This window comes from Pseudomonadota bacterium (genome assembly GCA_010028905.1).
Taxonomy (GTDB): domain Bacteria; phylum Vulcanimicrobiota; class Xenobia; order RGZZ01; family RGZZ01; genus RGZZ01.
Genome location: RGZZ01000021.1, coordinates 1 through 24,492, shown reverse-complemented (window position 1 = coordinate 24,492; position 24,492 = coordinate 1). Strand labels below are relative to the sequence as shown.

The window sequence follows — 24,492 nt, the reverse complement described above, 5'->3', positions numbered from 1 at the left end:
AGAAGGTCTTGTTGGCGTAGGCGGGCGCGGCCTTGATGGCGTTCAGGAAGGCATCGACCTCGGGGGTGCGCTCGGCCTCCACGAGGCGTATCCGCTGATCGCGCAGCCTGGGCTGGAAGCGCACGTAGAAGAGGGGCTCGCCGCGGCGTATCTCGATGCAGCGCTCGAGATCGACCCACTGAAACGAGAAGTTGAGACGCCTCGGCCAGACGTCGATGGGAAATCGCCCGCCGTACACGATCCCGGGGAAGCGGGCGGCGATATCTGACATGAAGGCGGGGAGCTGCTCGACGTAGACCGAGTGATCGCTCAGGAAGATGTAGGGCAGTCGCAGCTGCATCACAGGACGATTCGGGCTCTCCCAGGTCTCCATGGCCTGGGTCTGGATGAGGCGATAGAGCAGCGCGTCAGTGACGGGGCGCTCATTTCCCACCGGCTCACTCGCGTAGCGGAACCCCTTGCCGGCCTCGAAGTGGGTCACGCGCAGGCGAAAGGTGAAGGGGCTTCGCACCACCCACAGGCGCTGGGTCAGGTCCTTGATGGCCGGACAGGCGGCCACACCCTCATTGCCGCGTCCGCGTGACGCGGGCCAGACCAGCGGCTCCGGTGGAAAGAAGACCACCGAGGCCAGGGTCTCTTCGAGCAGCCACCCCACCGTGATCTGCCGGCGCGGACCGGCCTCAGATGTCATGCGTCCCACAGCCCCGCGCGACGCTCGCGCGTGTCGGTGGCCGCGTAGGCACGTAGCATGGCGTCATCGACGCGCGCCGCTCGCGTGGTGGCGACCGTGGCGCGAACCGACACGGGGCTGAAGGCCGCTACGAGCGCCCGCCGCTCGACGGGGGTGAGGTCGGGGTGCCAGAAATCGGCGATGAGCACGAAGCGCGCCGAGGTCGACGGGTTGGCGGCCTCGTGATCGAACCCATCATCGAAGGCCAGCAGCTCGCCCACCTCCCAGTGTCGCGTCTCATCGGTGACGCGCAGCCAGGGCTGGTCGCCGCTGTTGTCGACGACGAGGCCCATGTGGCAGCGAATGCGCAGGCTGTCGGCGCTGTAGTGCTTCACGAGGTGATGGCCTGGCTCGAGGCACGAGAAGGCGAGATCGCCGAACACGTGGTCGCGCGCGTTGTCCGGCAGCGCGTGCACCCGCGCCATGGTGAGGGGACAGACGGTGGCGAACTGATCGGCCGGCACGCCCATGTACTGCAGGGGGAAGAGCGACCAGGCCGCGCCAGAGGCGTTGCGCATATAGGGGATGAAGGTGAGGTTCTGGCTCAGGACGCGCGAGAGCTCGCTCTGGATCTCGCTCAAGGCGGCCCGCAGCCCGGCTGCCCACGGGTAGTCGTCGGGGGTGTGCCAGGGGGTGGCGCGAATGCCGGGAAAGGGCGGAAACCAGTAGGGCCGCTGCCGCGGGTCGTTGTAGACGACCTCGCGCAGCCCCGCGAAGCGCTCGGCGAAGACGCGCACGCGCTCGAGCTCAGGCCCGGCCTCTGCGATGCGTCTCAAGAACCCACCCTCATGCCAGAGACGGGCGATGCTCGCCTGCAGCTCTGCCGGCGTCAGCATGCGCGTGTTGCGGCCTCGAGCAGGTCTGTGATCTGTTCCGGTTCAACCGCGTCGATGACGCGATGGAACATGCGTGCGCCTGTCGCTGATGCGAGCTCGCTCAGCACGCGCTCGAGCGGCTGGTGGCCGGTCGCAAACGACATGCAGTTCACATCGGCCTGGGGCGGGTGGTAGTCGACCAGTCGGTATCCGGCCGCGCGCGCCAGCGACGGCGAGCGATACTCGACAACGCCCGGGACAGGAAAGACCTGACCGATGAACTCTTCGAAGAAGCTGCGCGACGCGATGGTGAAGAAGATGTTCTGGCCGCAGAATGCCTCGTCTGATCCGTAACGGGCGTGGAGATGGTTCATGAATCCGCGCAGCTCATCGAGCCCCACCGAGAGCCAGGGCCACTGGAGTCTTTCGAGCACGCGAAAGCCGAGGGGATTGCGATAGAAGAGCATGTCCCTGGGTCCCGGCGTCAGCGCGGTGTACGTGCTGACCGAATTGGCCACGAGGAGGTCTGCCTGATGCTCGAAGAGCACCGACCAGTCGCGATATTGCCCCCGCTCTTGATACCACAGGTCCATCATCTTGTCGATGTTGCGCCAGCGCCACGGTCCGTCGCCGTGCTCGCACGCCCACGCGTCGTCGAGAAGCGCTTCGACCGCGGCGAACTCGGCGCGACGCTCACGGGTGCCGCCGTAGAGGCCGTAGATGTCGACGCCCGGGTTGAGGGCGCGCAGCACCCGCAGGCGTGAGGCGCACATGGCCGCGCGATCGTGGTAGATGTAGAGAATGGCGATTCTGCTCAAATCGCAGCCTCGCGCGTCGCTGACGAGATGGTCGTGTTCGTCTCGCACGCATCGCTGGGCTCGTCATCGAGAAGTCCGAGCGCGTGAAGGCTGTTGAGCACTTCGAACACGCGATCGAGGGAGGCGCCCACCTCTCTTTCGAGGGTGAGGGCCACGGCCTCCACGGTTGCATCTTGCGTGAGCAGGGGGGCCAGTGCGCTCGCGTAGGGGTGACGGCTCACGGGAAGGGCAATGGTGCGAAACGGGCCCTGCAGCAGCAGGTCATCGCCCTGCATGATGGCCTTCACGTCTTCACGCAGCTTCACCGTGCTCCGCGCGCTCAGAAAGGTCTGCAGCGTCTCGGGCGAGGTCATCTGCTTCAAGACCTGTCGGAGGTCGTCCGGGCTCTCGTAGTGCGCCTCGGCGTGCACGCGGTAGCCGTCCGGCCAGCGCTCGCTCGCGGGGCAGGGGCTGATGAGGCGCACCCGTCGGTCGACGAGGTTGAGCTGGAAGCCGGACACGCAGGCGATGGTCGAAGCCTGCGACGTGGGCAGGGTCGATCGCCCCGAGCGCTCGCGGGTCGAGACCTCGACGGTCTCACCGGCGTCTTCGGCGAGAATCTCTTCGGCGCGTCGCGCGCGTGCCAGCACCTTTCCCGCGCGCGTCTTTGCGCCCTGTGATTGGGCGTGCTGAAGCGCAAGATCGACGTAGAGCATCTCCTCGGCGGTGAATGCGGCATGGATGCGATTGAGCGCGCCCAGCGAGAGCACCGAGAAGCGGTTGAGCTTGCAGCCGTGGGCCTGCGACAGTTCGAGCAGCTGCCGCGCGCGCGTGAGGTCGCGGTCGGCCATGGCTGTGGTGGTGTGGGGGAAGGCGCCGAGAATCTCGTGGTGGTCGCGGCAGAACTGCTCATAGTCGGGGTTGTCGAACGGGTCGGTGCCCCAGTAGCAGAAGCCGAGGCGCCCTGCGTCGCCCACCACTTCGCGCACGACCTCGAGCACGTTGCGCCACGCTTCGCGGTGCGCTTCATAGCGCCACACCGCAGACAGCCGCCCCGCTGAGATGCCGCAGAACCAGCATCCCACAGAGCAGCCGCGGCACAGCTCGAAGCTCACGGGGGCGTGCACGATGTACTCGGCATTCTCTGTGGGGAGCTGCCCGAAGCATCGCAAGATCTGGCGCCGTCGCCACGCGTGCAGACCGGGATGATCGACGCGAAGCTCGTTGCGCAGGCGCGAGCGCCAGGTGGCCTTCTCGGCGTTGAACGCGAGCAGACGTCTCACGGCGCGAGGCGACGCCCCGGGGTTCGCCAGATGCCGTCGCCACGCCACCGGGTCGAACAGCGGTCGGTAGTCGTCCGCGGTTCCCGCAATGCCCGCCGCGTCGATTGCGGCCTGCGCATCTCGTCTCACCGCCGCGCGGAACGCGGCATCGCCGTGGTGACGCTCGCAGAAGCGCTTGGCGTGCGCGACCTCGCGGGCATAATCAGGGTCTGGGGGCGCACTCTCTCGATGGAAGAGCGGGTGCACGTCTTGTGCGGTCTCCGAGGTGGAGAGCCGGATGTCGCCTGACGGGCTGGGGGCGGTCGAGAGCTCAGAGCGGCTCATGGCGTGTTCACCTGTCTGCTCAGACGCCGACCTCACGCCGGGGCGTGGAAGGAGGCGGTGTGCACGGGGTGTCGCTCGGCGGTGGCCACAGCGGGCGCGGTCCCATGCGGGCCACCGTCTCCGCATCGACCCACGGCACCCCCCCTGGAAACGCTGACTTGGGGGGCAGCGATGGGATGTTTCCGTGAACGCCCAGGGCGAGGTAGCGGTTGTTCAGCCGAAGCACGAGCGCGCTCTTATCGAGTGCCTCGAGGGCCGCAGTGACCTCTGCATCGGTTGCGTCCGGCAGGGTCTTGCGCACGCGTGCCAGCGCGGACGCCGAGGTCTGGGCGGTCTCGCAGGCCAGGTACGCCAATCGGGCCAGCCCGCTGATCTCGACGCGTCGCTGGGATGCGACGGGTCGGGTGTCGATGAATCTCAGCGTCTCTCCGTCGTCGGAGACCGAGAGCAGTGTGAGCTGTCCCCCGCCGAAGAAGTGCTTGATCCACACATCGATGGCGTTGCGCAGCGCGTATCGACCTAGCGAGTTCTGTATGCGGTCTTCGCGGGTGGCCTGTTCGGGCACATCTTCGAAGAAGTAGGCCAGCTGGGCGATCTCTTCGGGTGGAAGTGGGTAGACGCTGGCATAGGCCTGGGCGGCCTGGATCTCGATACCGTACTGCTGGGGCCTCTCTTGATACGGACTGAACCGATCGTAGCGCACGTTCGAGACGCTCACGGGGGGCTGCAGGTGGGCGATGCGCGGGAGCCAGGTGGTCATCTCGGCATACCAGGCGTCTTTCTCGCCGGGGAAGTTCAGCAGGAGGTTCCAGATGATGCGCACGCCGAACTCACGCCCCCACTTGAGCAGCTCGATGTTCGACAGGGCGTCGGTTCCCTTGTCCATGAGCTTGAGCACGTCATCGTTGAGGCTCTCGATGCCGGGCTGAATCCACAGCACGCCAGCCTCAGCGAGGGCGCGCACCTGGTCGCGCTTGAGATTCGACTTGGTCTCGTAGAAGAGCGTGTAGGGCGTTCCCTGCGCGGCCAGCGCGGGAATTACCGTCTTCATGTGACCGTTGTCGAGGATGTTGTCGACGACCTCGAGGCGGGGGAGGCGGTAGCGATCGGCGAGGGCGGCGAACTCTTCGAGCACTCGCGGTGCCGATTTGGCGCGATAGTTGATGCCGATGCCGTTGAGACCGCAGAAGGTGCAGTGATGCTTCGCCCCCCACCAGCATCCGCGAGAGGTCTCCACCAGCAGGCCGGGAACCACGTGCTCGCTCACGGGGCTGTTGGCCAGCGCTTCGAACCAGTCATCGTAGTCCGGCGTGGGAATCTTGTCGAGAACCATGACCCGTGCCCGAGGGGCAGCGCCATCGGTGGGCTGTGTCCAGGTGGCCGGGTCGCCGCTGATTACGCCACGCGGCAGCTGATCGGTGGGAATGCGCCGTCCGTGGTCAAGAATGGCGCGGCAGAGAGGAGCGAAGATCTCGTCGGCCTCGCCGCTCACGACGAAGTCGACCCAGGGAAAGTTGCGCCTTGTCGTGACGCCAATCTCCGCTTCGCAGTTGGCCCCTCCGAGCAGCGTGACGATGGAGGGGTCGAGCTCGCGAATCCGTCGCATGACCCCCAGCGACGCGCAGTGCTGCTGAAACACCGAGCTGGCGCCGACGATGCGCGGGCGCATCGCGATGATGCGCTTTGCGGTTTCTTCGACAAAGGTCGTGGCCTCTCTGCGCAGCGCCCAGAATATCTCACGCAGGGCATCGGCTGTGCCCCCGATGTAGGGGAGGGAGAACTTGAGCATCTCGTTGAGATAGGCCTCGTGGTCGGGCTCATGCTCTGGGAACGCGGCCCCGGCGAAGACCCATTCCCCCACCAGGTGATCGGTGCGTGTGAAGTCGAGCAATCGATACCGCTTGAAACCCACCTGCGCGCAGAAGTCGAGGTTGGGAAACAGCGATTTGACCGTCATTCCGCTCTGCCTGAGGGTCGCGGTGAGAATGCCCAGAGCGATGGACGGGTGTTCGATGGCCGAGAACGGCATCTGCACCAGAACGACATCAGGCATGGGCGGCGGCTTCCATTCGGTTGGGCGCGGGCTCTGCCGGCACTTCATCGTCTTCGAGACGCTGCGTGAGTGCAGGCTCGTCATCGAAGAGGCCACCCCCATAGAAGCGGTTCAGGACGTGGAAGGTCTCTTCGAGGGGTGTGCTGGTGGTGTCGGCGAGACGCAGCGCCAGGTCGCCTGCAGGCATTCCCTCTACGAGCAGGGCACCGAGCTCACCCATGGCTGGGTACGTGCTGTTGTTGAACGCGTGGCGCAGCGCGGCGTTCTCGACCACAAACCCGTCGTCGGTGGCGCTGAAGCGCAGATCGCGCCGCCATCGCACGGTTGCACGCGCTCCCACGGTGCGTGGCATGGCGGTCTCTGAGGTCATGTCGCTGATGTGGGAGCGCAGCTCTTCTATCGATGCGAAGGTGCGTCGGTCGTGGACGCGGTAGCCCAAGGGCCAGCGCTCGTTTGCCGGGCACGGGCTGATGAGCTCGATGAGATGCTCGGGCATGCGCACGAGGAAGCCCGACACGCACGCAATGGTCGAGCCCGTGCCCGGCAATGACGCTGGGGGGGCGACCTCTTTCTCGAAGCGGTTCGTGTTCTCTCGTGCTTTCCCGGCGAAGGCCTTGGAGGTGGTGTTGCCCTCCATCTGCAGCACGAGCTCGACGCGCACCAGCTCGCTCGGGGTGTAGGTCTCGAACACCTTGCGCAGGGTGCCTTTCGTGAGCACCGAGAAGCGCTCGACCTGACCCCCACGCGAGCGAGACAGGGCGAGGAGGGCGCGTATGCGCTCCGGATCGCGCATGGGCTGGGCCGTCGTGGTCTGGGGCCAGCGCCCCATGATGTCGTGGAAGTCGCAGATGAACTTCTCGTAGTCCGGGTTGTCGAGGGGGTCGGTGGCCCAGTAGCAGAACCCCTGCTTCGCCGGCTGTCCGATGAGATCATGCAGCGCCTGCAGGGTGCCGCGCCAGAGCGCCGCATTCTCGTCGGAGTAGGGCCAGACCTCGACCAGCTTCTTGGCGCCGATTCCGCAGAACCAGCACCCCACCGAGCACCCTCGGCACAGCTCGAAGGCGGCTCCCGCGTGCACGATGCCGTCGGCTTTTGCGATGCCGAGCTCACCGAAGGTGCGATTGATCTGGCGCTGCCGCCAGGCATTGAAGGCTTCGTTGTGCGACGTGCTGGCGCGATACTGTGGACGCATCTGCAGCTTCTCGCGCAGGAACGCCCGGTAGCGCAGCACAGACGGCGAGATCTCCGTTCCTTTGAACGCAGCGTCCCAGCTCGGGCGAATGACCTCGGGATCGGCTTTCAGCCCCGCCTCAGCCGTCACGCCATAGGTGTCATGGGGCAACCGCTCACGAAAATCGGGGAAGGCCGACCAGTGCTCGAGGAAGCGCTTGGTCTGCGCCACGTCTTCGATGTAGGCTTCATCGACCGGATCGCGGCCCAGCAGCGGAAATGTCTCTATGGTGTCAGTCATCGTCAGGGGCTCACTTTCTCTCGCTCGCGCGGGCGAACGATTTCTTGGGCGGCAGATCCGCCAGGTGCGGCAGAAGAGTGAACGGTTCCTCCGGGGAACTGGTCGCGTCGCGGCAGGGTCGGCAGCTCACCGCGCACGGCCAGTGACAGTACGCGATCGCCTTGTCGCAAGATGAGGTGACGGGCATCGAGCGTGCTCCAGATTGCGGCGACGTCTTGTTCGGAGGCACTCACGGTGGCAGCGCAGGTGCGCAGGGTCTGCGGCTGGTCGCAGGCCAGGTAGACCTCGCGCGACAGCCCTTCGAGAGTGTGGCGCCGCGCGGTGGCCACGGCGCGCGTGTCGATGATGCTCAGGCGTGATCCGTCATCGGCCATGTGAAGCACGTCGGGGAGCCCGTGCCAGAAGCGTTCATGCCAATGCGTGATCGCTTGCTGCATCAAGCCGTACCCAGGACCCTTCTTGCCTGGGGGCCAGTCACCCGGCGCGTCTTCTCGCACCTGCTCGGCCGATTCGAAGAAATACGCAAAGTCGCGCATCAGGTCGGGTTCGAGGGGAAAGATGAATGCGTGGGCGCGATTGGGAACAAGATCGAGGCCATAGTGCGCGGATCGCGTGTGGTAGGGGCTGAAGCGGTCGAAGCGCACGGGGGTCATGCCACCCGGGGGTTGCAGGTGGGTGATGCGGGGGAGCCACGCAGCAACCTCGGAATACCATTCCTCACGTTCACCTGGAAAGCCATAGAGATAGAACCAGGTGAGGTGAACGCCGAACTCGCGCGCCCACTTCATCAGCTGCACGTTGATCAGGCCGGTGCAGCCCTTGTCCATGAGGCGCAGAACCTCGTCATGCAGGCTCTCGACGCCGGGCTGTATCCAGCGAATGCCGGCAGCCGCCAGCCGCTCGAGGTGGTGGCGGCGCAGGTTCGACTTGGTCTCGGCAAACAGCACGTAGGGCGGCGCGACATCGGCCAGCGCGGGCAGGAGGGTGTCGAAGAACGGCATGGCGAGGATGTTGTCGACGAGCTCGAGATTGCGCAAGCCGTATCGATCGGTGAGGGTCTTCAGCTCTTCGAGCACGCGGGGCGCCGACTTGACCCGATAGGTCATACCGGTGCCGTTGAGGCCACAGAAGGTGCAGTGGTGCTTCTCGCCCCACCAGCATCCGCGCGAGGTCTCTGCCAGCAGACCCGGTCGGATACGGTCTCTCATCGGGCTGGCCTCGATGGCATCGAAGTAATCGTTGTATTCCGGTGTGGGCAGGGCGTCGAGGGTGTGAACCAGGGGGCGATGAGGCGTGGCGCCTGACGTGGCGCTCTGATCGCTCGAGCGTCTGTGTGCGGGGCCGTACACGCCGAGAGGAAGTCGGGAGGCCTCCACGTCGCGACCCCATCGCAGGGCGTCAGAGACCACGTTGACGATGAGCCCGTCGGCTTCTCCGCAGACCACGTAGTCGATGTAGGGAAAGGCTTTGAAGTGGGCTCTGCCCATTGCGCCCTCGCAGTTGGCTCCGCCCATCATCGTGATGATCCGGGGGTCGAGCTCGTGGATGCGGCGCAGCAACGCGATGGAGGCGCAGCGCTGCGCGAACATGCTGGTGACGCCCACGATGCGCGGTCGTTCGTCAACGATGCGGCGTGCCACCTCATCGACGAATGCTGTCGCCCGCGCGCGGGCCTGTTCGAACATATCGAGCAATCGCTCGCGTGACCCTGCGAGAGCCTCGGCCAGCGAGAGATCGATGAGCGCGAAGTAGCGCTGGTCGTCGGCGAAGAAGTCGGGAAACGCTGCGCGCGAGAAGAGCCACTCACCGACCATGCGATCATCGCGCAGACGCCCGAGAAGTGTGACCAGATCGAGCCCTGCGCGTTCGGTGAACGCGAGGTTGGCGTACATCACGTCGGTCTCGATGCCCGCGCCGCGGAGGGCGGCGGCCAGGAGGCTCAGGCCGATGGAGGGACGCTCCACGGCGGCCAGGGGCATCGAGACCAGACGGACGTCAGGCACGGATCAGACGACGACAGCCGCGACGGCAACCGCCACGGCTTCGGCGGCAGCAGCAGCGGTGGTCGCCGCCTCCGCCGTCTGAACTGCCGTGGTCTGCGCCTCCGCCGTTTGAACCGTATTGGTCTGGGTGACGGAGTAGTCACCGCCGGCGACGGCCAGGAGGTCTGCCTCACTCATCTCGGACCCGGTCGCCGCGGGGGGAACGGGCAGGCAGATCGGGAGATAGGTTGGGGTGCTGCCAACCAGACGGATCTCAGACCCCGGGCTGAGGGGCATCTGGGCGGCGATGGCTTTGCCGAGATGCACGCCATACTGCTCGAGGGGGATGTCGTGGCTGAGGGTGAGGTACGTGAGCGTGTTCGTGCTCTCGAAGACCTGCACGGTGGTGCCGGCGGCGAGGTCCATGCCGGCCGCCTTGAGCTCGGCGGCGGGGTCCTTGGTGAATCGGGCCTTGAAGCCAGAATCGCTCCAGCACTTCGAGATGGCCTCTGCAATGATGACGCGGTCGCGATCGGATGCCATGTGGATTGTTCTCCTGTCTGTTCTGGTTTGGTTTCTTGGGGTAGAGAGCGCTTCGCGTGCGCGAGAGCGCGCGCCTGCGCACCCGAAGCAAGCGTCTAGATGATGACGGCGGCGACGACCACGGCCTCGGCGGCGCCCACGGCGTTCGTGGCGCCTGCGACGTTTGCCACAGCCGCGGCGTTGGCCGTGGTTGCGGCATTGACCGTCTGCACCACATTGGCTGCGGTCGCGGTGTAGTCACCACCGGCGACAGCGAGGAGGTCTGCATCAGTCATGGAGGTTGCCCCAGGAGGGGTAGGCAGGCAGATGGGGAGATAGCTGGGCGTGGTGGAGACCAGGCGAACCTCAGACCCGGGCTTGAGGGGCAGCTTGGCGGCAATGGCCTTGCCGAGCGTCAGCGCGTACTGCTCGAGCGGCAGGTCGTGGCTAAGGGCCAGATACGTGACGGTCGCCGTGCTCTCGAACACCTGGACCGTGGTCCCGGCGGCGATGTCCATGCCGGCCGCTTTCAGCTCAGCGGCGGGGTTGCTGATGAATCGGGCTTTGAAGTCGGCGTCTTGCCAGCACTTCGAAACGGCTTCGGCCAGGATGACGCGGTCGCGATCAGATGCCATGACGGGGAGGTCTCCTTTGCTTTCGTCAGTCGACTCGAAACCTGTGAGCACCAATCCGGCACGGGGTGATCGCTGTGTTTCGAAGCGGCTCTGTTATGCAGGTGTTGCGGAAGGTGGGTGAGCCCACCTTGCCAAGAGCGCTTGAGATTCGAGACGCCCGCGTTTCCTCCTTTGTTCCGGGAGGCATTCAAGAATTGTTGCGGGTGCCTGCACCCGTTCCACGTTCGGGATGGCGCATCGAGGAAGCGCTCGGGCGGGTGTCCAATGCGTCTGCCGATGACCTCACCTGATCTACGAGACGCGGATGTGCGTCAGGCCCTTCTCTGCTATCAAGAAGGGCGCTTCGACGAGGCGCGCCGGTCCTGTGTCGACGTGCTGCAGCACGAGGGGCACGCAGGTGCCCTGCACCTGCTTGCCCTCGTCGACCTGAGCGAGAATCGCCTCGACGACGCGCTCGTGCACGCCCATGAGGCACTGGCGCTGCGGCCCTCGAGCGCCCCTGTGCTCAACACGCTGGGGGCCATCTGCCTGCGGCGAGGCGACGAGAGCGGGGCAGAGCAGCATCTGCGGCAGGCGCTCGAGGTCGACCCGGGGCTCTCGCAGGCCCAATGCAATCTCGCGTCTCTGCTTCACCGGCGCGGCGTGTGGAGCGAAGCGCGCGAGCACTATGCCCGGGCGCTGGTCAGACCCTCTGATTCGTCCGTTTCCGCGCCCCTGCCAGACGACGTGACCGCAGACGATCTGCTTGCCTTCGTCCCAACATCGCCCGCGCCCGATCTGGTGGCGCGGCGTGGCTGGCTCGACTGCCTCAGCCGACAGGTGCTGATGCCGCTCGTGCCAGCGGTGCGTGATGAGCTCGTGCGCTGCTTCGAGGTTGCAGGGCTCGACCTGCAGCTGGCGGGAACGCTGGTCTTTCAGGCGCTCACCCATCATCGGTCTTGGCCTGCCGTTGCAGAGGCCGCGCGGGTGAATGATGAATCTCGCCTGCGCGAGCTGAGCGCCCCCCTGTGGGGCGATCGCTTGCTGAACCTGGCGCTGCGGTTCTCGCTCTGCACCGACGTTCGCGTTGAAGCGGTGCTCACCGCCTGGCGACGCCTTCTTGCCATGGGTGGCGCGGCCGAGCATCGCGGGTTCGTGGTCTCGATGGCCTTGCAGTGCCAGCTCAATGAGCTCGTCTTCGCGGTCACCCCGCAGGAGCACGACGCCATCGCCGCCTTCGAGCGCGTGCACGACGACGATGGGGTTCGTCAGGCGGTGGTGGCCATGTATCGCCCCTTTCGCAAGGGGCTCGACCGGCTGCGTCAGCGCGGTGAGACCGTGGCCGATCTCACCGAGGTGTGCGATGCCGTGTCGCGAGAGGTGCGCGACCAGTACGAGGTTCATCCCTACCCGCGGTGGCTGAGCCTTCCGCAGCGACCGGTGGCGCCGTTTCGCGCAATGCTGCAGCACAGCTGCGGCTACGTCGACGGTGAGGCAGACAACCCATCGACACGCGTGCTGTCGGCGGGTTGCGGAACGGGACGGGTCGCCCTGACGTTTGCCACGCAGATCGCGGGCGCAGAGGTTCTTGCGGTCGACCTGAGCCGCGCGAGCCTTGCCTACGCCACCGAGATGGCCGCACGTCTCGGCATTCGCAACGTCGATTTTCGGCACGGCGACATCCTCGAGCTGGCTGCGCTCTCTGAGCGCTTTGACGTCATCGATTGCGTGGGGGTTCTGCATCACCTCGAAGATCCGATGCGCGGGTGGCGCGTGCTTCGCGAGAGGCTCGTCTCGAGAGGATTCATGCGGGTGGGGCTCTACTCGCGCGCGGCGCGCGCGGGGGTGAATGCAGCACGCGCGCTGGCCACGGGGATCGACGCCACCGACACGGCGAACATCCGGCGCTGGCGGCAGGCCGTTCTGCAGCTTCCTGAAGATGACGTCGCGAGGGATGTCACGAAGACCCAGGACTTCTACGTCACGAGCGCTTGTCGCGACCTCGCTTTTCACGTGTGCGAGCATCAATTCGATCTTCCCCAGATCGCAACGATGCTCGCGGCCCTCGACCTCGAGCTCATCGGGTTCGAGTTCACCGATCCGCGGGTTCTCGCCACCTACCATGCGCTCTTCGGCGACGACGCCTCGCGGGTCAATCTCACGTTCTGGGAGGCGTTCGAGCGTCTCTACCCGTCCACGTTCCTCGGCATGTACACGTTCTGGTGCCGACGTCGCGGGTAGCGCTTCCACGAGACGCGGGGCAGGAGAAGGCGAAGGGGCGCTGCGAACCCCCCAGGCATCGTGAGCGAATCCGCCTGTACTGCGCATGAGCCCATCGGCTTTCGTGGCCGCCCTCTGCGCGCGCCCAAGGGGTTCTTTGACGGCACCCATCGCCGCGTCGCTCCGGAGGTCACGCTCGAGCGAATCCGCCCGCTCTTTGCAGCGGCAGGGCTCACCCGACTGGCTGACATCACCGGGCTCGACCGCATCGGCATCCCCGTGGTGGTGGGCATTCGCCCCAACGCCGCCAGCATCGTCTGCTCGGCGGGCAAGGGCTTCACCCGTGTAGCGGCGCAGGTCTCGGCGGCCATGGAGGCCATCGAGCTGCACCACGCAGAGGTGGCGCGGCTTCCGAGCTTTGTCGAGGCGTACGACGATGTGAGCCGTCGACACGCGGTCGCGCCTCTCGACCGACTGACACTGCTGCGCCCTTCGCTGTTCTCGCCTCGTCGCCCCGAGCGCTGGACGCTGGGCTGGGACATCTTGGGGCAGCAAGAGGTGGCCGTTCCCCTGGTGCAGGTTCTGGTGCACGGATTCGGCTACGACCCCGTCGAGCATCGCGCCTTCGCGCCGCTCGGGTCGAACGGCCTGGCCTCGGGGAACGATCTGCTCGAGGCGGTGTGCGCGGGGCTGTATGAGGTCATCGAGCGCGACGCCTTGACCTGCACCGCGGTGGCGGCGCGACGGGGCGCGGGCAGATTTCATCGCGTGCCCCTCGATGCCGTGGGGCCGCTCGTGGCCGATCTGTGTCAACGTCTCGATGCTGCGGGGTTCGATCTCGTGCTGCTCGATCGCACGGTCGACACCCGTGTGCCGGTCTATCACGCCACCATCTACGATCGATCGGCGTTCAGCACAGGCGCCGCGGGCGGGTACGGCGCCCATCTCGACCCGCAGATCGCCATGCTGCGGGCCATCACCGAGGCGGTGCAGAGCCGCGCAGTGCTCATCGCTGGCGCGCGCGACGATATCTTCCGCCATCGCCGTGAGGAGATCGGGCGGTTCGACGACGCGGAGCGCTTCCGCGTTGCGACCGAGACGCTGCCCATCGCACGACCGGCTTCAACCACACAGGTGACCGAGAGCTTCGAGGGCGACGCCGGCTGCCTGCTCGACCGCTTGCGCCACATCGGCTGCAATCAGGTCGTGGTCTTCGAGCTCACCGAGCCCGACTGTCCGATCTCGGTGGCGCGCGTCATCGTGCCGGGTCTCGAGGGCTACATGTCAGAGTACTACACGCCAGGCGCCCGCGCGCTCGCGTATTCAAGGGCTGAGGAGATCGGTTCGTGAAGGCGGTCATCTTTCTGGGGCCCACCATGCCTGTCGAGGCCGCGCGCGAGATTCTCGACGCCGTCTATCTGCCCCCCGCGGCCCAGGCCGACATCTTGAGCGCCGTGCACACCCATCGCCCCGATGTCATCGGCCTCATCGACGGCGTGTTCGGCCAGAGCCTGTCGGTCTGGCACAAGGAGATTCTCTATGCGCTGCACCGCGGGGTGCGGGTCTTCGGGGCCAGCAGCATGGGCGCGCTGCGGGCCGCCGAGACGGCTGAGTTCGGCATGGTGGGCGTGGGCGAGATCTACGAGATGTATCGCAGCGGCGCGCTCACCGACGACGACGAGGTGGTTCTGCTGCACGGCCCCGCAGATTACGGCTACAGAGGCCTCACCCTGCCCATGATCAACGTGCGCGCCACGCTGCGGCGCGCGTGCGATGAGGGGGTCGTCGACGAAGATACAGGTCGCCTTCTCACCGACCTGGCCAAGGCTGTATTCTACGGTGATCGCACCGTCGCAGAGATGCGGACACGCTGGCTGGCCGCTGGGGTGGAAGAGGCGACCTGCGCGCGCACTGCCGCCTTCTTCGCGAGCAGCTACGTTGATCTCAAGCGTCGAGATGCCGAGAAGATGCTCGCCCTCATCGCCGACGGGGAGGTCGCTCGAGCGACGCCTTCTGCGGCGTTCACGTTCGAGCGCTCGTACCTGTTCAACGTGCTCGACACCCTCGACCGCAAGGTCTGTCACGATGGGGTCGAGGTCTCGTTCGAGACCATCGCAAAGACGGCAGCGCTGCATCAGCCCGATTTTCTCGACATGGGCCTTCAGGCCGCCAATCGCAGGCTGGTGGCCCTGCTCGCGGGCTCACTCGACGTCACGGTCTCCGAAGCCGACATCACCCACGAGGAGAGACGGTTCCGCCGTCGCCGCAACCTCGAGAGCGACACCGATTACGATGTGTGGCGCATGGCCAACGATATCGATGCGGGCGAGATGCGCGCATTGCTCCGTGAGGTGGCGCTGTGCCGCGCCATGCAGCGCTGGCTCTCGGCGCGCATGTTCCTCGAGCGCAACACCGGCCTCGTGCTTGACGAGCTGCGCCTGCGCGATCGCTACGTGGCCGCGGCCCGACACGCCGCTGCGGTCGAGCGCGCCGCGTGTGGCGAGAACGGTGAACTGAGCATCGATGAATCAACCGATGCGTCAGCTGCGTTCGACGCGCTCTTCGTCGAGCACGTCACCGAGAGCGAGTGCCAGATCGACACCGGGCTCTCCGAGTGGATGGAGGAAGCCGGCTTCCGCTCGAAGGACGAGCTGCGGGCGGCGCTGCTCCGCGCCCGTGCCTTCAGAAGCGCGCCGACACCGTTCCCAGACCGCTGATCTCCACCTCGATGTGGTCGCCGCTGGAAACGGGGCACACCGGACCGAGGGCGCCGCTGAGCACCACATCGCCCGCACGCAACATGTGCCCGAGGCTTGCCAGCTTCTCGGCCAGCCAGCGCACGGCCTTGACCGGGTGATCGAGGCAGGCCGCGCCGGCGCCGGTCGACACCACGTCACCGTTGCGGCGAAGCGCCATGCCGGCCATGCGCAGATCGAGGTCTTCGAGCCTGCGCTGGCGACGGCCCAGCACGAAGCGCGCACTCGACGCATTGTCGGCCACCGTGTCGACGAGCGTGATCTTCCAGTCGCGCACGCGCGAGTCGATGACCTCGATGCAGGGCACCACGAAGGCCGTGGCCGCCATCACGTCGGCGTCGCTCACGACAGGGCCAGGCAGATCGCGGGCGAGCACGAAGGCCACCTCGCCTTCCACGCGCGGCTGCAGCAACGAGGCGATGTCGACACGGTCTCCGTCATTCACCGACATGGCCTCGGTGAGGCCGCCGAAATCCGGCTCTGTGACCCCAAGCCAGGTCTGCACGGCGGTGCTGGTGAGACCCACCTTCCACCCAACCTGACGGCTGCCGCCCCGTGTGAGGTTGGCGCGGGCGATGGCGTAGGCTTCGGCCACCGTCAGATCGGGAAGGCTCTCAGAGAGCGGATCGCACGGCGTGCTCGTGGCCTGAGCCTCGAACAGTCGATCGGCCAGCGGCTGCAGGCGGGCGTCGAGTGATGGTGCGGGTGCGGCCGCAGTCTGGTTCGGCGCCTTCGCCACGGCGGTGATCTCGATGCGAAGATGCGGGCCGGGCAGCGAGGCGACGCCGATGGTGGTGCGCGACGGGCCGCGCTCGGCGGTGAAGTATTCGTTGTAGACCGCGTTGTAGCCGCCGAACTCGCCCATGTCGACGAGGTAGGCGGTGAGGGTCACGATGTTCTCGAGCCCCGCGCCCGCCGCGCCGAGGATGGTCTTGATGTTCTCGATGACCGCGCGGGTCTGGGCGCGGATGTCGGTGATTACCGCGCCGTCTCGCGTCTCGACGCCGTCGACCGTGCCATCGGGTCGCCGTGACGAGATGCCGGAGACGAACAGAAAGCCGTTTGCCTCGCGCATGTGCGGGTAGGCCGCCAGGGGTTGGGCCCGATCGGCAAGGAGGTATCCTGTTCCGTTGTCACAGCTTGATGCAGACATTGCGCAGCTCCGAGTAGAAATCGAATGAGTGCCGTCCGCCCTCGCGTCCGAGTCCGGACAGCTTCATGCCGCCAAATGGGGTGCGCAGGTCGCGCAGGTACCAGGTGTTCACCCAGACCAGCCCGGCCTCGATGCGCCTCGCCACGCGATGGGCGCGTGAGAGATCGCGCGTCCACACGGCGGCGGCCAGGCCGTAGTCAGAGTCATTGGCGAGCGACACGGCCTCGTCTTCATCATCGAAGGGGCGCACGTGGCACACGGGGCCGAACACCTCTTCGCGCACGCACCGCGCCGACTCCGGCAGGTCGGTCCAGACCGTCGGCTCGACGAAGAAGCCGCTGTCATACGGGGCTTCTAGCGCGGGCGCGTGTCCGCCCGTTCGCTCGCGCGCTCCTTCGGTGCGGGCCAGCGCGAGGTACGAGAGCACCTTCTCGCGATGGGTCTTCGAGATCATGGGGCCCAGGGTGGTGGCGGGGTCGAAGGGGTCGCCGGCTTTCAGCCTGCGCGCCTCGGCTGCGAGCGCCTCGACGAACCGCTCGTAGATGGGGCGCTCGACGTAGACGCGCTCGCTGCACAGACACACCTGACCGCTGTTGGTGAAGGTCGATCGCGCCGTGCCGGCAACCGCGGCGTCGAAGTCGCTGTCGGCGAAGATGACCGCGGCGTTCTTGCCACCCAGCTCGAACGAGACGGGTTTCACGCCGGCTGCCGCCGCGCGCATGATGGTCGAGCCGGTTCGGCTCTCCCCCGTGAACGTGATGGCGTTGATGCCGGGATGGCTGGTGAGCCACTCGCCCGCGCTGCCCGGGCCGAATCCGTGCACCACGTTGTAGGCGCCCGCGGGGACCCCGGCGTCGCGCATCACCTCGCCCAGCAGCGTCGCCGTGGCTGGCGTCTCTTCAGAGGGCTTCACCACCACCGCGTTGCCGGCGGCGAGGGCGGGGGCGACCTTCCAGGTCATGAGCAGCAGCGGAAGGTTCCAGGGGCACACCACCCCGATGACGCCGAGCGGGGAGCGCAAGGCGTAGTTGAGGGCGCCGCGGCCGTCGTCGGTGTCGGTCTCGAAGCACTCGGTCGACAGGCCGCGCATCAGATCGGCGAAGATGCGGAAGTTGGCGGCGCCTCGCGGGATGTCGAGGCTGCGGGCCGTGGTGACGGGCTTTCCGGTGTCTCTCACCTCGGCCTCGACAAAGTCATCGAAGCGCGCCATGATGCCATCGGCCACGCGGTTGAGCAGTTGCTGGCGCGCCTGCAGCGTCAGGCGTCCCCAGTCGCCCTTCAGGGCATTTCGAGCGGCCTCGACGGCCTGATCGACGTGGGTCGGGGTTGCCAGCGCGACCTTGGCGATGGTGTTTCCGGTGGCGGGATCGATATCGTCGAAGTGCTCGGGGCTATCGACGAGCTGGCCGTTGATGAACATCTGGAGGGTGCGCATGCAGGGGGGGTTGTCGCTGCGAGCCGTTTGATTCCTGCCGAGCCAGAGAACTCCGGCCGCTGGCGTCACGGCGCACGGGAGGGGACGCTCTCGGCTGTTTCGAAGCGGGAGGCATGTTGCTTTCCGCCATCGACCGCATTGTACAGGCCGCGCTCGACGAAGATCTGGGCACGGGCGATCTCACCACGCTGGCCGTCGTGCCTTCTCACGCCACGGCGCGCGCCGTGTTCGTGGCGAAGGCCGAGGGGGTTATGTCTGGGCTTGTGGCGTCTCGTCGCGCCTTTGAGGTGCTCGACCCTCGATGCGTGTTCAGCGAGCTTCTTGCCGAAGGGGCCAGCGTGTCGCCGGGCACGCAGCTGGCTGAGGTGACAGGGCCTGCGCGGTCGATTCTGAGCGGCGAGCGCGTCGCGCTCAACTTCGTGCAGCGTCTGAGCGGAGTCGCCACGGCTACGGCGCGGGTGGCTGCCTTGCTCGAAGGGTCGCGCACGCGCCTGCTCGACACGCGCAAGACCACGCCCGGCATGCGGGCGCTCGAGAAGGCCGCGGTGCGCGCGGGCGGCGGCTTCAACCATCGCATCGGGCTGTTCGACGCGGTGATGATCAAGAACAACCATCTGAAGTTCGCCTCTCCGTCCGAGGCGATTCGTCGCGCGCGTGCGTCCGCGCCAGTGACGGCAACGGTAGAGGTCGAGGTCGAAGACCTCGAGCAGCTGCGCGACGCGCTCACCGAGCGACCCGACATCATCGCAGGTCGCGCGCGCGTCGAGGTGTCAGGCAACGTCACGGCCGCCACGCTGCCGGGCCTGCTCGAGCTGGGGGTCGACTACATCTCGATGGGGGCACTCACGCACTCGAGCCCCTCGCTCGACATCTCGCTGCGGGTCACGGCTGACTGAGTCGGGTTGGATCCTTCACGGCACAGAGAGAAGCGCCCCCGCCCGGACCAGCCGGACGGGGGCGCTCTCTTGCGTCAGCTGCGCAGAAGCAGCGTCAGCGGTTGCGGTTGAAGCGCTCCTGCAGCAGGCGGATGCGCTCCGACACCTCGCTGGGCGTCTCCGTGGCGGTCCTCTCGACGGCCTTGGTTGCCGCGGTGGTGGTCTTCAGGGCCTTGGCTCGCGCCTTTGAAGGGGCGGCGGTCGGCGATGCGGTCGAGCGCTTCCAGCTGCCGGGCACATAGTTGCTCGGCGCCTCGACCTGAGCCGAAGCCGGCGCGGGTGTCGGCGCGCTGAAGGTGCGGGTCTCGCCACGCTCGTCGCCGCGATGGCCACCGTCGAACCCGCGATCGTGCTGGGGTCGCGGACGGGGGGCAACCGGCTCGCGCCGCTGCTGCGGACGCTCCACCGGCATCTCGGGGCTGCCCACCGCTTTCATCGAGAGGGCGATGCGCTTGCGGTCGTGATCGACCGAGAGCACCCGAACCTTCACGATGTCACCGACCCGCACGACCTCGCGCGGGTCTTGAACAAATCGGTGAGAGAGCTCAGACACGTGGACGAGACCGTCTTGATGCACGCCGATGTCGACGAAGGCGCCGAAGTTGGCCACGTTGGTGACGGTGCCCTCAAGCTCCATGCCGGTGCTCAGATCTTCCAGGCGGTGCACGTCTTCGCGGAACTCGGGAACCACGAACTTCTCGCGAGGATCGCGGCCGGGCTTGCCCAGCTCGTCGAGGATGTCAGAGAGGGTGAAGCCGCCGACCTGGGTCTCGGTGGTCACCGTCTCCTTGTTGACCTGGGTGAGCTTCTCCGGGGTGTGGATCAGCAGGTCGACATCGATGCCGAGCGAGCGCGCGATGGCGTCGACCACCGCGTACGACTCGGGGTGCACGCCGGTGTTGTCGAGGGCCACGGCCCCGTCCCGGATGCGCAGGAAGCCTGCCGCCTGCTCGAAGGTCTTGGGGCCGATGCCGGTGACCGAGAGCAGATCGTTGCGCTTCCCGAAGGGACCGCTGTCATCGCGACGCTTCACGATGGCCTGCGCCACCTTCTCGCCGATGCCGGCGACGTAGCGCAGCAGCGCCACAGATGCGGTGTTCAGGTCGACGCCGACGCGATTCACGCAAGACTCGACGGTGTCGTGCAGCGCCTGACGGAGGCGCTTCTGATCGATGTCGTGCTGGTACTGGCCAACGCCGAGCGAGCGCGGGTCGATCTTCACCAGCTCGGCCAGGGGGTCTTGGAGCCGCCGTGCGATGGAGACCGCGCCACGCACCGTGACGTCGAGATCGGGGAACTCCTCACGCGCTTCGTCGGACGCCGAGTACACCGACGCGCCCGCCTCGTTCACCACCATGGCGAACAGGCCCGCGCTGTTGGCGCGCTTGGCGATCATGCGGCGCACGAAGCTGTGCGTCTCACGCGAGGCGGTGCCGTTGCCGATGGCGATGGCACCCACGCCGTATCGATCGATGAGGCTGTTGAGCACCTTCTCCGCGCCTCGCTCGTCGTTGCGCGGCTCAGTCGGGTAGATGGTGGCGTGATCGATGAGCTTGCCTGTCGTGTCGACCACGGCCACCTTGCAGCCCGTGCGGAAGCCCGGGTCGAGGCCCATCACCACGAGCGAGCCGCCCGGCGGCGTGAGCAGCAGGTTCTCGAGGTTCTCGGTGAACACGCGGATGGCTTCGTTGTCAGCCTGCTTGCGCAGCGCCTGCTTCACCTCGGTCTCGATCGACGGCTTCATCAGGCGGTTGTAGGCGTCGACAAGCGCCGCCTCGACGTGGATGGTGTGCGGCCCCGCCAGGTTGACGATGAGATGGGGGCGCAGGTGCTGGAGCGCGCGCTCGGTGTCGATCTCCACGCTGTAGGTGAGGATCTCCTCGCGGGCGGCGCGGCGGATGGCCATGATGCGGTGGGAGGGAATCGTGCGCACGCTCTCATGGAAGTCGTGATAGATCTTGTAGCGGGCGAGCGCCTCTTCGCGCTCGCGTGCCTTCTGCGCGGCGCGGGCTGCGCGTGCGCGCGCGCGCTCGTCGCTCGCGCCGGCCTCGGCGGGCGCCTCGGCGGCGGCTTCGGTCGCACGGGGTGACCGAACCTTCGAGCGGACCTCGCCCTCGCGGAACATGAGGTCGCGAACGATCTGGCGCAGGTCGGCGTCTTCTGCGATCCACTCGGCGATGACGTCGCGCACCCCTGCGAAGACCTCATCGCGATTGGCGAGGCCCTTCTCGTCGCTGATGAGCGCGTCAGCGGCCTCGTTGAGCTTTACTGCGGTGTCGTGCTCGCTCTGCTGGTACACCACGCGGGCCAGCGGCTCGAGACCCTTCTCGACCGCGACCATGGCGCGGGTGCGGCGCTTCGGGCGGTAGGGCAGGTAGAGGTCTTCGAGGCGCGTGCGCTCGAGGCAGCCCTCGATGGACGCGCGCAGCTCGGCGGTGAGAAGGCCCTGCGACTCGATGGTGCTGACGATGGTGGCGCGGCGGGCAAGGAGGTCGCTGAAGTAGCGGCGACGCTCGTTGAGCAGCCGGATCTGCACCTCGTTGAGGTTCTGGGTGACCTCTTTGCGGTAGCGGGCGATGAACGGCACGGTGGCGCCGTCTTCGAGCAGGGTGAGGGTGGCGCGGACCTGCTCGATGTTTGCGTTGATCTCCTGGCTGAGGACCCGGACGATCTCGGCTTCATCACGAATGGAGACCTCGGGTCCGGTCTGCGCGCCCTCGCTGTCTGACGATGCGTCGTGGGGGGTCGACTCATCGTTGGGCTGCTCGTCGAACAACGGTCTGACTGCCGTCGCGACGCCTGCCCCGGGCGCGTGTGTGGTGGGGGTGCTCATGGGGTTCTCTCCTGCATCTTTCCTCGCAGGCCCCCTCTTGACCGGCGAGGGGCCGACCGCGTGTCTGTGCACGCGCATGGGTCGGCCGGGCGGAGGAGGGACTTCGGGAAGCTTGTGGTGTGGATGCTGCGCCAGGCATGGGAATTCGCCGTTCGACGCTCGCGGTCGCGCACAATTCACCACGGCCCGTGCCGCCTCCTCCACATGATTCCATGAAGTGCGACGAATCTAACGACTTTTTTTGGAGGCCCGCCGGTGGGGCTTCAGCGCACGATCCGGCGAGCGAGGCCACGAAGGAAAGCGCCTGATGGAGGGCCAACCTGCAAGCGCCATGACGAACCCCGCTTCTCCTCCGCTGCCCCCGGCACTCCTGTCGCTGCTCGAGCGACTGGGCCGCCAGCGCCATCTGATCGCGCTGCGCGACGGCATCATCTCGGCCGTGCCCATCATTCTCGTGGGCAGCACCTTCCTGCTGCTCGGCGCCCAGAAGGATGTGTGCCGCTTCATCGACGCCCACGGTGTCCCGGGCTTCCTGCAGTGGGCGCCGATCGCGTGGTACATGACGAACGCTGACGTGCTCCTCGTCCCCTATCGGCTGACCATGGCGCTGCTCAGCCTGTACGTGGTCTGCACGGTTGCGGGGAGCCTGGCGCGGCAGTACAGCCTGCCTGTCATGCCATCATGCGCTGGGGCGCTGGCCACGTTCCTCATGACGGCCGCTCCCCAGATGGCGGCGATCGACGGGAAGAATGCCCGCGTGGTCGTCATGGAGGACCTCGGTCCCGCGGGCCTCTTCCTGGCCATCGCCTGCGCCCTCGGGTCGGTGGAGCTCGCTCGCGTCATCATCCGCCCGAAGCCCTCGGAAGGCACGGCGGGAGCAGAGGGCGACGTCGACGCCCAGGGCGTGCCACGTGCTGTTGGCGATGCGTTTCGAAGCTTTCTCCCCATGCTCATCTCGGTGACGCTGGTCTGGTATGTGCGCCACTGCCTGGGCGTCAATCTTCGCCAGGAGCTGGTCTGGGCGCTCGCGCCCCTCGAGGCGCTTGGTGACTCCCTCGCCTGCGTGCTCGTTGTCAACCTCGTGCTCCACCTGCTGCAGTTTGCCGGCGTGCACGGGGTCTCGGTGATCAACGCCCTCTTCCTCACGTTCTGGACGCAGTGGCTCGTGGCCAACAGCGATGCGCATCTTGCCGGCCAGCCCTTGCCCTACATCACCGCCTACCCGTTCTATCAGTGGTTCGTCTGGATCGGGGGGGCCGGCGCCACGCTGCCGGCCGTCCTCCTCCTGCTTCGCGCGCGCCATCCCCATGCGCGCGCCATGGCGCGCCTCGCCCTTGTGCCGTCCCTCTTCAATGTGAACGAGCCCTTCATCTTCGGTCTTCCCGTGGTTCTCAGCCCGGTGTTCGCGGTTCCCTTCATCGCCGCGCCCGTGGCGTGCGCGGGTGTGGCGTGGCTGGCGCTGCGGTTCGGCCTGGTGGCCCGCCCATTCATCGAGGTGCCGTGGGTCCTGCCGTGCTTCCTGGGCGCTCCCCTCTCGACTGGAGACTGGCGCGCCCTTGTGCTGCTCGCGGTGAACATGGCGCTCAGCGCGCTCATCTGGTGGCCTTTCCTGCGCGCCTGGCAGGCGAGCCTCGAGATCGGCGGGGCGTCCAGCCCTGCCACGGTTGCGTCGGTCACGCAGGACTGAAGGCGCGCGCAGCCGCCCAAGGGCAGGGATAACGCGGGCGCTGGGCGTACTCGCGCACCCATGTCACGCCAATCGTCGCTTTCAGAAGCCCTCGAGGGAAGTCCGTTCATCCGCGCCTGCCGACGTCAGCCGGTCGACCGCACGCCCGTATGGTTCATGCGGCAGGCCGGTCGCTACATGGCCGAGTATCGCGCGCTGCGCGAGAAGCACGGCATGCTCGAGCTGTGTCGTGCTCCCGAGCTGGCGTGCGAGGTCACGCTCCAGCCCATCCGGCGCTTTGATCTCGATGCCTCGATCATCTTCGCCGACATCCTGCTGCCCCTGCCGGCGCTGGGGGTGCCCTTCCACTTCGCCGCCGGAGAGGGCCCGGTCATCGAACGCCCCGTGCGCACCGCTGATGACGTTCGCGGCCTGCGCACCTTCGATCCGCGAGAGGCGCTGGGCTATGTGCTCGAGGCCATCCGTCTGACGCGTGCGGCGCTCCCCCCGCACGTGCCCCTCATCGGCTTCTGCGGCGCGCCGTTCACGCTGGCCAGCTACATGATCGAGGGGGGCGGGTCGCGCACCTACATCAATGCCAAGCGCATGATGTACGGGGCGCCCGATCTATGGGCGCACATGATGGCGCTTCTCGCCGATATGCTCGGCGACTTCCTCGTGGCCCAGGCCGAGGCGGGGGCGCAGGCGCTTCAGATGTTCGACTCATGGGTGGGAGCACTCTCGCCGCGTGACTATGCGCGCTACGTGCAGCCCTGGTCGATGCGGGTGCTGAAGAGAGCCTCGGCGGCCGGTGTGCCGGTCATCCACTTCGGCACCAACACCTGCGAGATGCTCGAGGAGATGCGCGCGGCGGGCGGTGACGTCATCGGGCTCGACTGGCGG

The 24,492-nt window shown here is 66.9% G+C and carries 18 protein-coding genes; 6 read left to right on the top strand and 12 right to left on the bottom strand.

From position 1 onward, the window contains the following. From EB084_03250 to EB084_03210, 9 genes are all read right to left on the bottom strand, one after another. A partial coding sequence (locus EB084_03250) for a hypothetical protein (protein NDD27264.1) occupies window positions 1–700 on the bottom strand: 700 nt, incomplete at its 3' end. After that, window positions 688–1,566: an aspartyl/asparaginyl beta-hydroxylase domain-containing protein gene (locus tag EB084_03245; GenBank protein ID NDD27263.1), complete on the bottom strand. Its 879-nt coding sequence runs from the start codon at window positions 1,564–1,566 to the stop codon at window positions 688–690. The genes EB084_03250 and EB084_03245, both read right to left, overlap by 13 nt. Beyond that, a complete protein-coding gene (locus tag EB084_03240; protein ID NDD27262.1) occupies window positions 1,560–2,411 on the bottom strand; it encodes a hypothetical protein in 852 nt (283 codons plus the stop codon). Before EB084_03240 ends, EB084_03245 begins: the two co-directional genes overlap by 7 nt. Continuing rightward, a complete protein-coding gene (locus EB084_03235) occupies window positions 2,360–4,075 on the bottom strand; it encodes a radical SAM family RiPP maturation amino acid epimerase (GenBank protein ID NDD27261.1) in 1,716 nt (571 codons plus the stop codon). Before EB084_03235 ends, EB084_03240 begins: the two co-directional genes overlap by 52 nt. Further along, window positions 3,969–6,104 (bottom strand): RiPP maturation radical SAM protein 1, encoded by a 2,136-nt coding sequence (locus EB084_03230; GenBank protein NDD27260.1) that lies wholly within the window; start codon window positions 6,102–6,104, stop codon window positions 3,969–3,971. The genes EB084_03235 and EB084_03230 overlap by 107 nt, the downstream gene beginning before the upstream one ends. Next, window positions 5,995–7,473 (bottom strand): radical SAM family RiPP maturation amino acid epimerase, encoded by a 1,479-nt coding sequence (locus EB084_03225; protein ID NDD27259.1) that lies wholly within the window; start codon window positions 7,471–7,473, stop codon window positions 5,995–5,997. The genes EB084_03230 and EB084_03225 overlap by 110 nt, the downstream gene beginning before the upstream one ends. 2 nt (window positions 7,474–7,475) lie before the next feature. Beyond that, window positions 7,476–9,452 carry a RiPP maturation radical SAM protein 1 gene (locus EB084_03220; GenBank protein ID NDD27258.1) on the bottom strand — a complete coding sequence of 659 codons (1,977 nt, stop codon included), beginning with the start codon at window positions 9,450–9,452 and terminating at the stop codon, window positions 7,476–7,478. Window positions 9,453–9,479: 27 nt separating this feature from the next. Next, entirely contained in the window at window positions 9,480–9,998 is a 519-nt protein-coding gene (locus EB084_03215; protein NDD27257.1) for a hypothetical protein, read from the bottom strand. Window positions 9,999–10,093: 95 nt separating this feature from the next. After that, window positions 10,094–10,612 (bottom strand): hypothetical protein, encoded by a 519-nt coding sequence (locus tag EB084_03210; GenBank protein NDD27256.1) that lies wholly within the window; start codon window positions 10,610–10,612, stop codon window positions 10,094–10,096. Between the two features lie 264 nt (window positions 10,613–10,876). Between EB084_03210 and EB084_03205 the strand changes: the two genes are divergently transcribed. The 3 genes from EB084_03205 to EB084_03195 are packed head-to-tail and all read left to right on the top strand — an operon-like array spanning window position 10,877 to window position 15,528. Continuing rightward, window positions 10,877–12,832: a methyltransferase domain-containing protein gene (locus EB084_03205; GenBank protein NDD27255.1), complete on the top strand. Its 1,956-nt coding sequence runs from the start codon at window positions 10,877–10,879 to the stop codon at window positions 12,830–12,832. 57 nt (window positions 12,833–12,889) lie between these two features. After that, on the top strand, window positions 12,890–14,161 hold the full coding sequence (locus EB084_03200) for a hypothetical protein (GenBank protein ID NDD27254.1): 1,272 nt from the start codon (window positions 12,890–12,892) through the stop codon (window positions 14,159–14,161). Further along, complete coding sequence (locus EB084_03195) at window positions 14,158–15,528, top strand: hypothetical protein (GenBank protein NDD27253.1); 1,371 nt, start codon at window positions 14,158–14,160, stop codon at window positions 15,526–15,528. Before EB084_03200 ends, EB084_03195 begins: the two co-directional genes overlap by 4 nt. On the opposite strand, the gene EB084_03190 is transcribed toward EB084_03195, so the two are convergent. Further along, window positions 15,494–16,720 (bottom strand): hypothetical protein, encoded by a 1,227-nt coding sequence (locus EB084_03190; GenBank protein NDD27252.1) that lies wholly within the window; start codon window positions 16,718–16,720, stop codon window positions 15,494–15,496. The two genes, EB084_03195 and EB084_03190, sit on opposite strands and share 35 nt — an antisense overlap. Continuing rightward, window positions 16,701–18,155 carry a 2-hydroxymuconic semialdehyde dehydrogenase gene (locus EB084_03185; protein ID NDD27251.1) on the bottom strand — a complete coding sequence of 485 codons (1,455 nt, stop codon included), beginning with the start codon at window positions 18,153–18,155 and terminating at the stop codon, window positions 16,701–16,703. Before EB084_03185 ends, EB084_03190 begins: the two co-directional genes overlap by 20 nt. 113 nt (window positions 18,156–18,268) lie before the next feature. Between EB084_03185 and nadC the strand changes: the two genes are divergently transcribed. Next, window positions 18,269–19,051: a carboxylating nicotinate-nucleotide diphosphorylase gene (gene nadC, locus EB084_03180; GenBank protein NDD27250.1), complete on the top strand. Its 783-nt coding sequence runs from the start codon at window positions 18,269–18,271 to the stop codon at window positions 19,049–19,051. 94 nt (window positions 19,052–19,145) lie between these two features. Here the strand turns inward: nadC and EB084_03175 are convergent, their stop codons facing one another. Then, a complete protein-coding gene (locus EB084_03175) occupies window positions 19,146–21,923 on the bottom strand; it encodes a S1 RNA-binding domain-containing protein (GenBank protein NDD27249.1) in 2,778 nt (925 codons plus the stop codon). A gap of 307 nt (window positions 21,924–22,230) precedes the next feature. Here EB084_03175 and EB084_03170 point away from each other — a divergent pair, with 307 nt between their 5' ends. Both EB084_03170 and hemE read left to right on the top strand, forming a co-directional pair. Beyond that, window positions 22,231–23,610: a PTS sugar transporter subunit IIC gene (locus EB084_03170; GenBank protein ID NDD27248.1), complete on the top strand. Its 1,380-nt coding sequence runs from the start codon at window positions 22,231–22,233 to the stop codon at window positions 23,608–23,610. A 60-nt stretch (window positions 23,611–23,670) separates the two neighbouring features. Next, the coding region (gene hemE, locus EB084_03165; protein ID NDD27247.1) for a uroporphyrinogen decarboxylase at window positions 23,671–24,492 on the top strand (822 nt) is incomplete at its 3' end.

Coding starts and splice junctions, on each gene's coding strand:
- EB084_03215 (NDD27257.1), bottom strand. CDS start 9,998: ATGGCATCCGATCGCGACCGCGTCATCATTGCAGAGGCCATCTCGAAG.
- EB084_03245 (NDD27263.1), bottom strand. CDS start 1,566: ATGCTGACGCCGGCAGAGCTGCAGGCGAGCATCGCCCGTCTCTGGCAT.
- EB084_03220 (NDD27258.1), bottom strand. CDS start 9,452: ATGCCCCTGGCCGCCGTGGAGCGTCCCTCCATCGGCCTGAGCCTCCTG.
- EB084_03205 (NDD27255.1), top strand. CDS start 10,877: ATGCGTCTGCCGATGACCTCACCTGATCTACGAGACGCGGATGTGCGT.
- EB084_03170 (NDD27248.1), top strand. CDS start 22,231: ATGGAGGGCCAACCTGCAAGCGCCATGACGAACCCCGCTTCTCCTCCG.
- EB084_03210 (NDD27256.1), bottom strand. CDS start 10,612: ATGGCATCTGATCGCGACCGCGTCATCCTGGCCGAAGCCGTTTCGAAG.
- EB084_03185 (NDD27251.1), bottom strand. CDS start 18,155: ATGCGCACCCTCCAGATGTTCATCAACGGCCAGCTCGTCGATAGCCCC.
- nadC (NDD27250.1), top strand. CDS start 18,269: ATGTTGCTTTCCGCCATCGACCGCATTGTACAGGCCGCGCTCGACGAA.
- EB084_03175 (NDD27249.1), bottom strand. CDS start 21,923: ATGAGCACCCCCACCACACACGCGCCCGGGGCAGGCGTCGCGACGGCA.
- EB084_03235 (NDD27261.1), bottom strand. CDS start 4,075: ATGCGGAGACGGTGGCCCGCATGGGACCGCGCCCGCTGTGGCCACCGC.
- EB084_03230 (NDD27260.1), bottom strand. CDS start 6,104: ATGGGGGTGGCCTCTTCGATGACGAGCCTGCACTCACGCAGCGTCTCG.
- EB084_03190 (NDD27252.1), bottom strand. CDS start 16,720: ATGTCTGCATCAAGCTGTGACAACGGAACAGGATACCTCCTTGCCGAT.
- EB084_03225 (NDD27259.1), bottom strand. CDS start 7,473: ATGACTGACACCATAGAGACATTTCCGCTGCTGGGCCGCGATCCGGTC.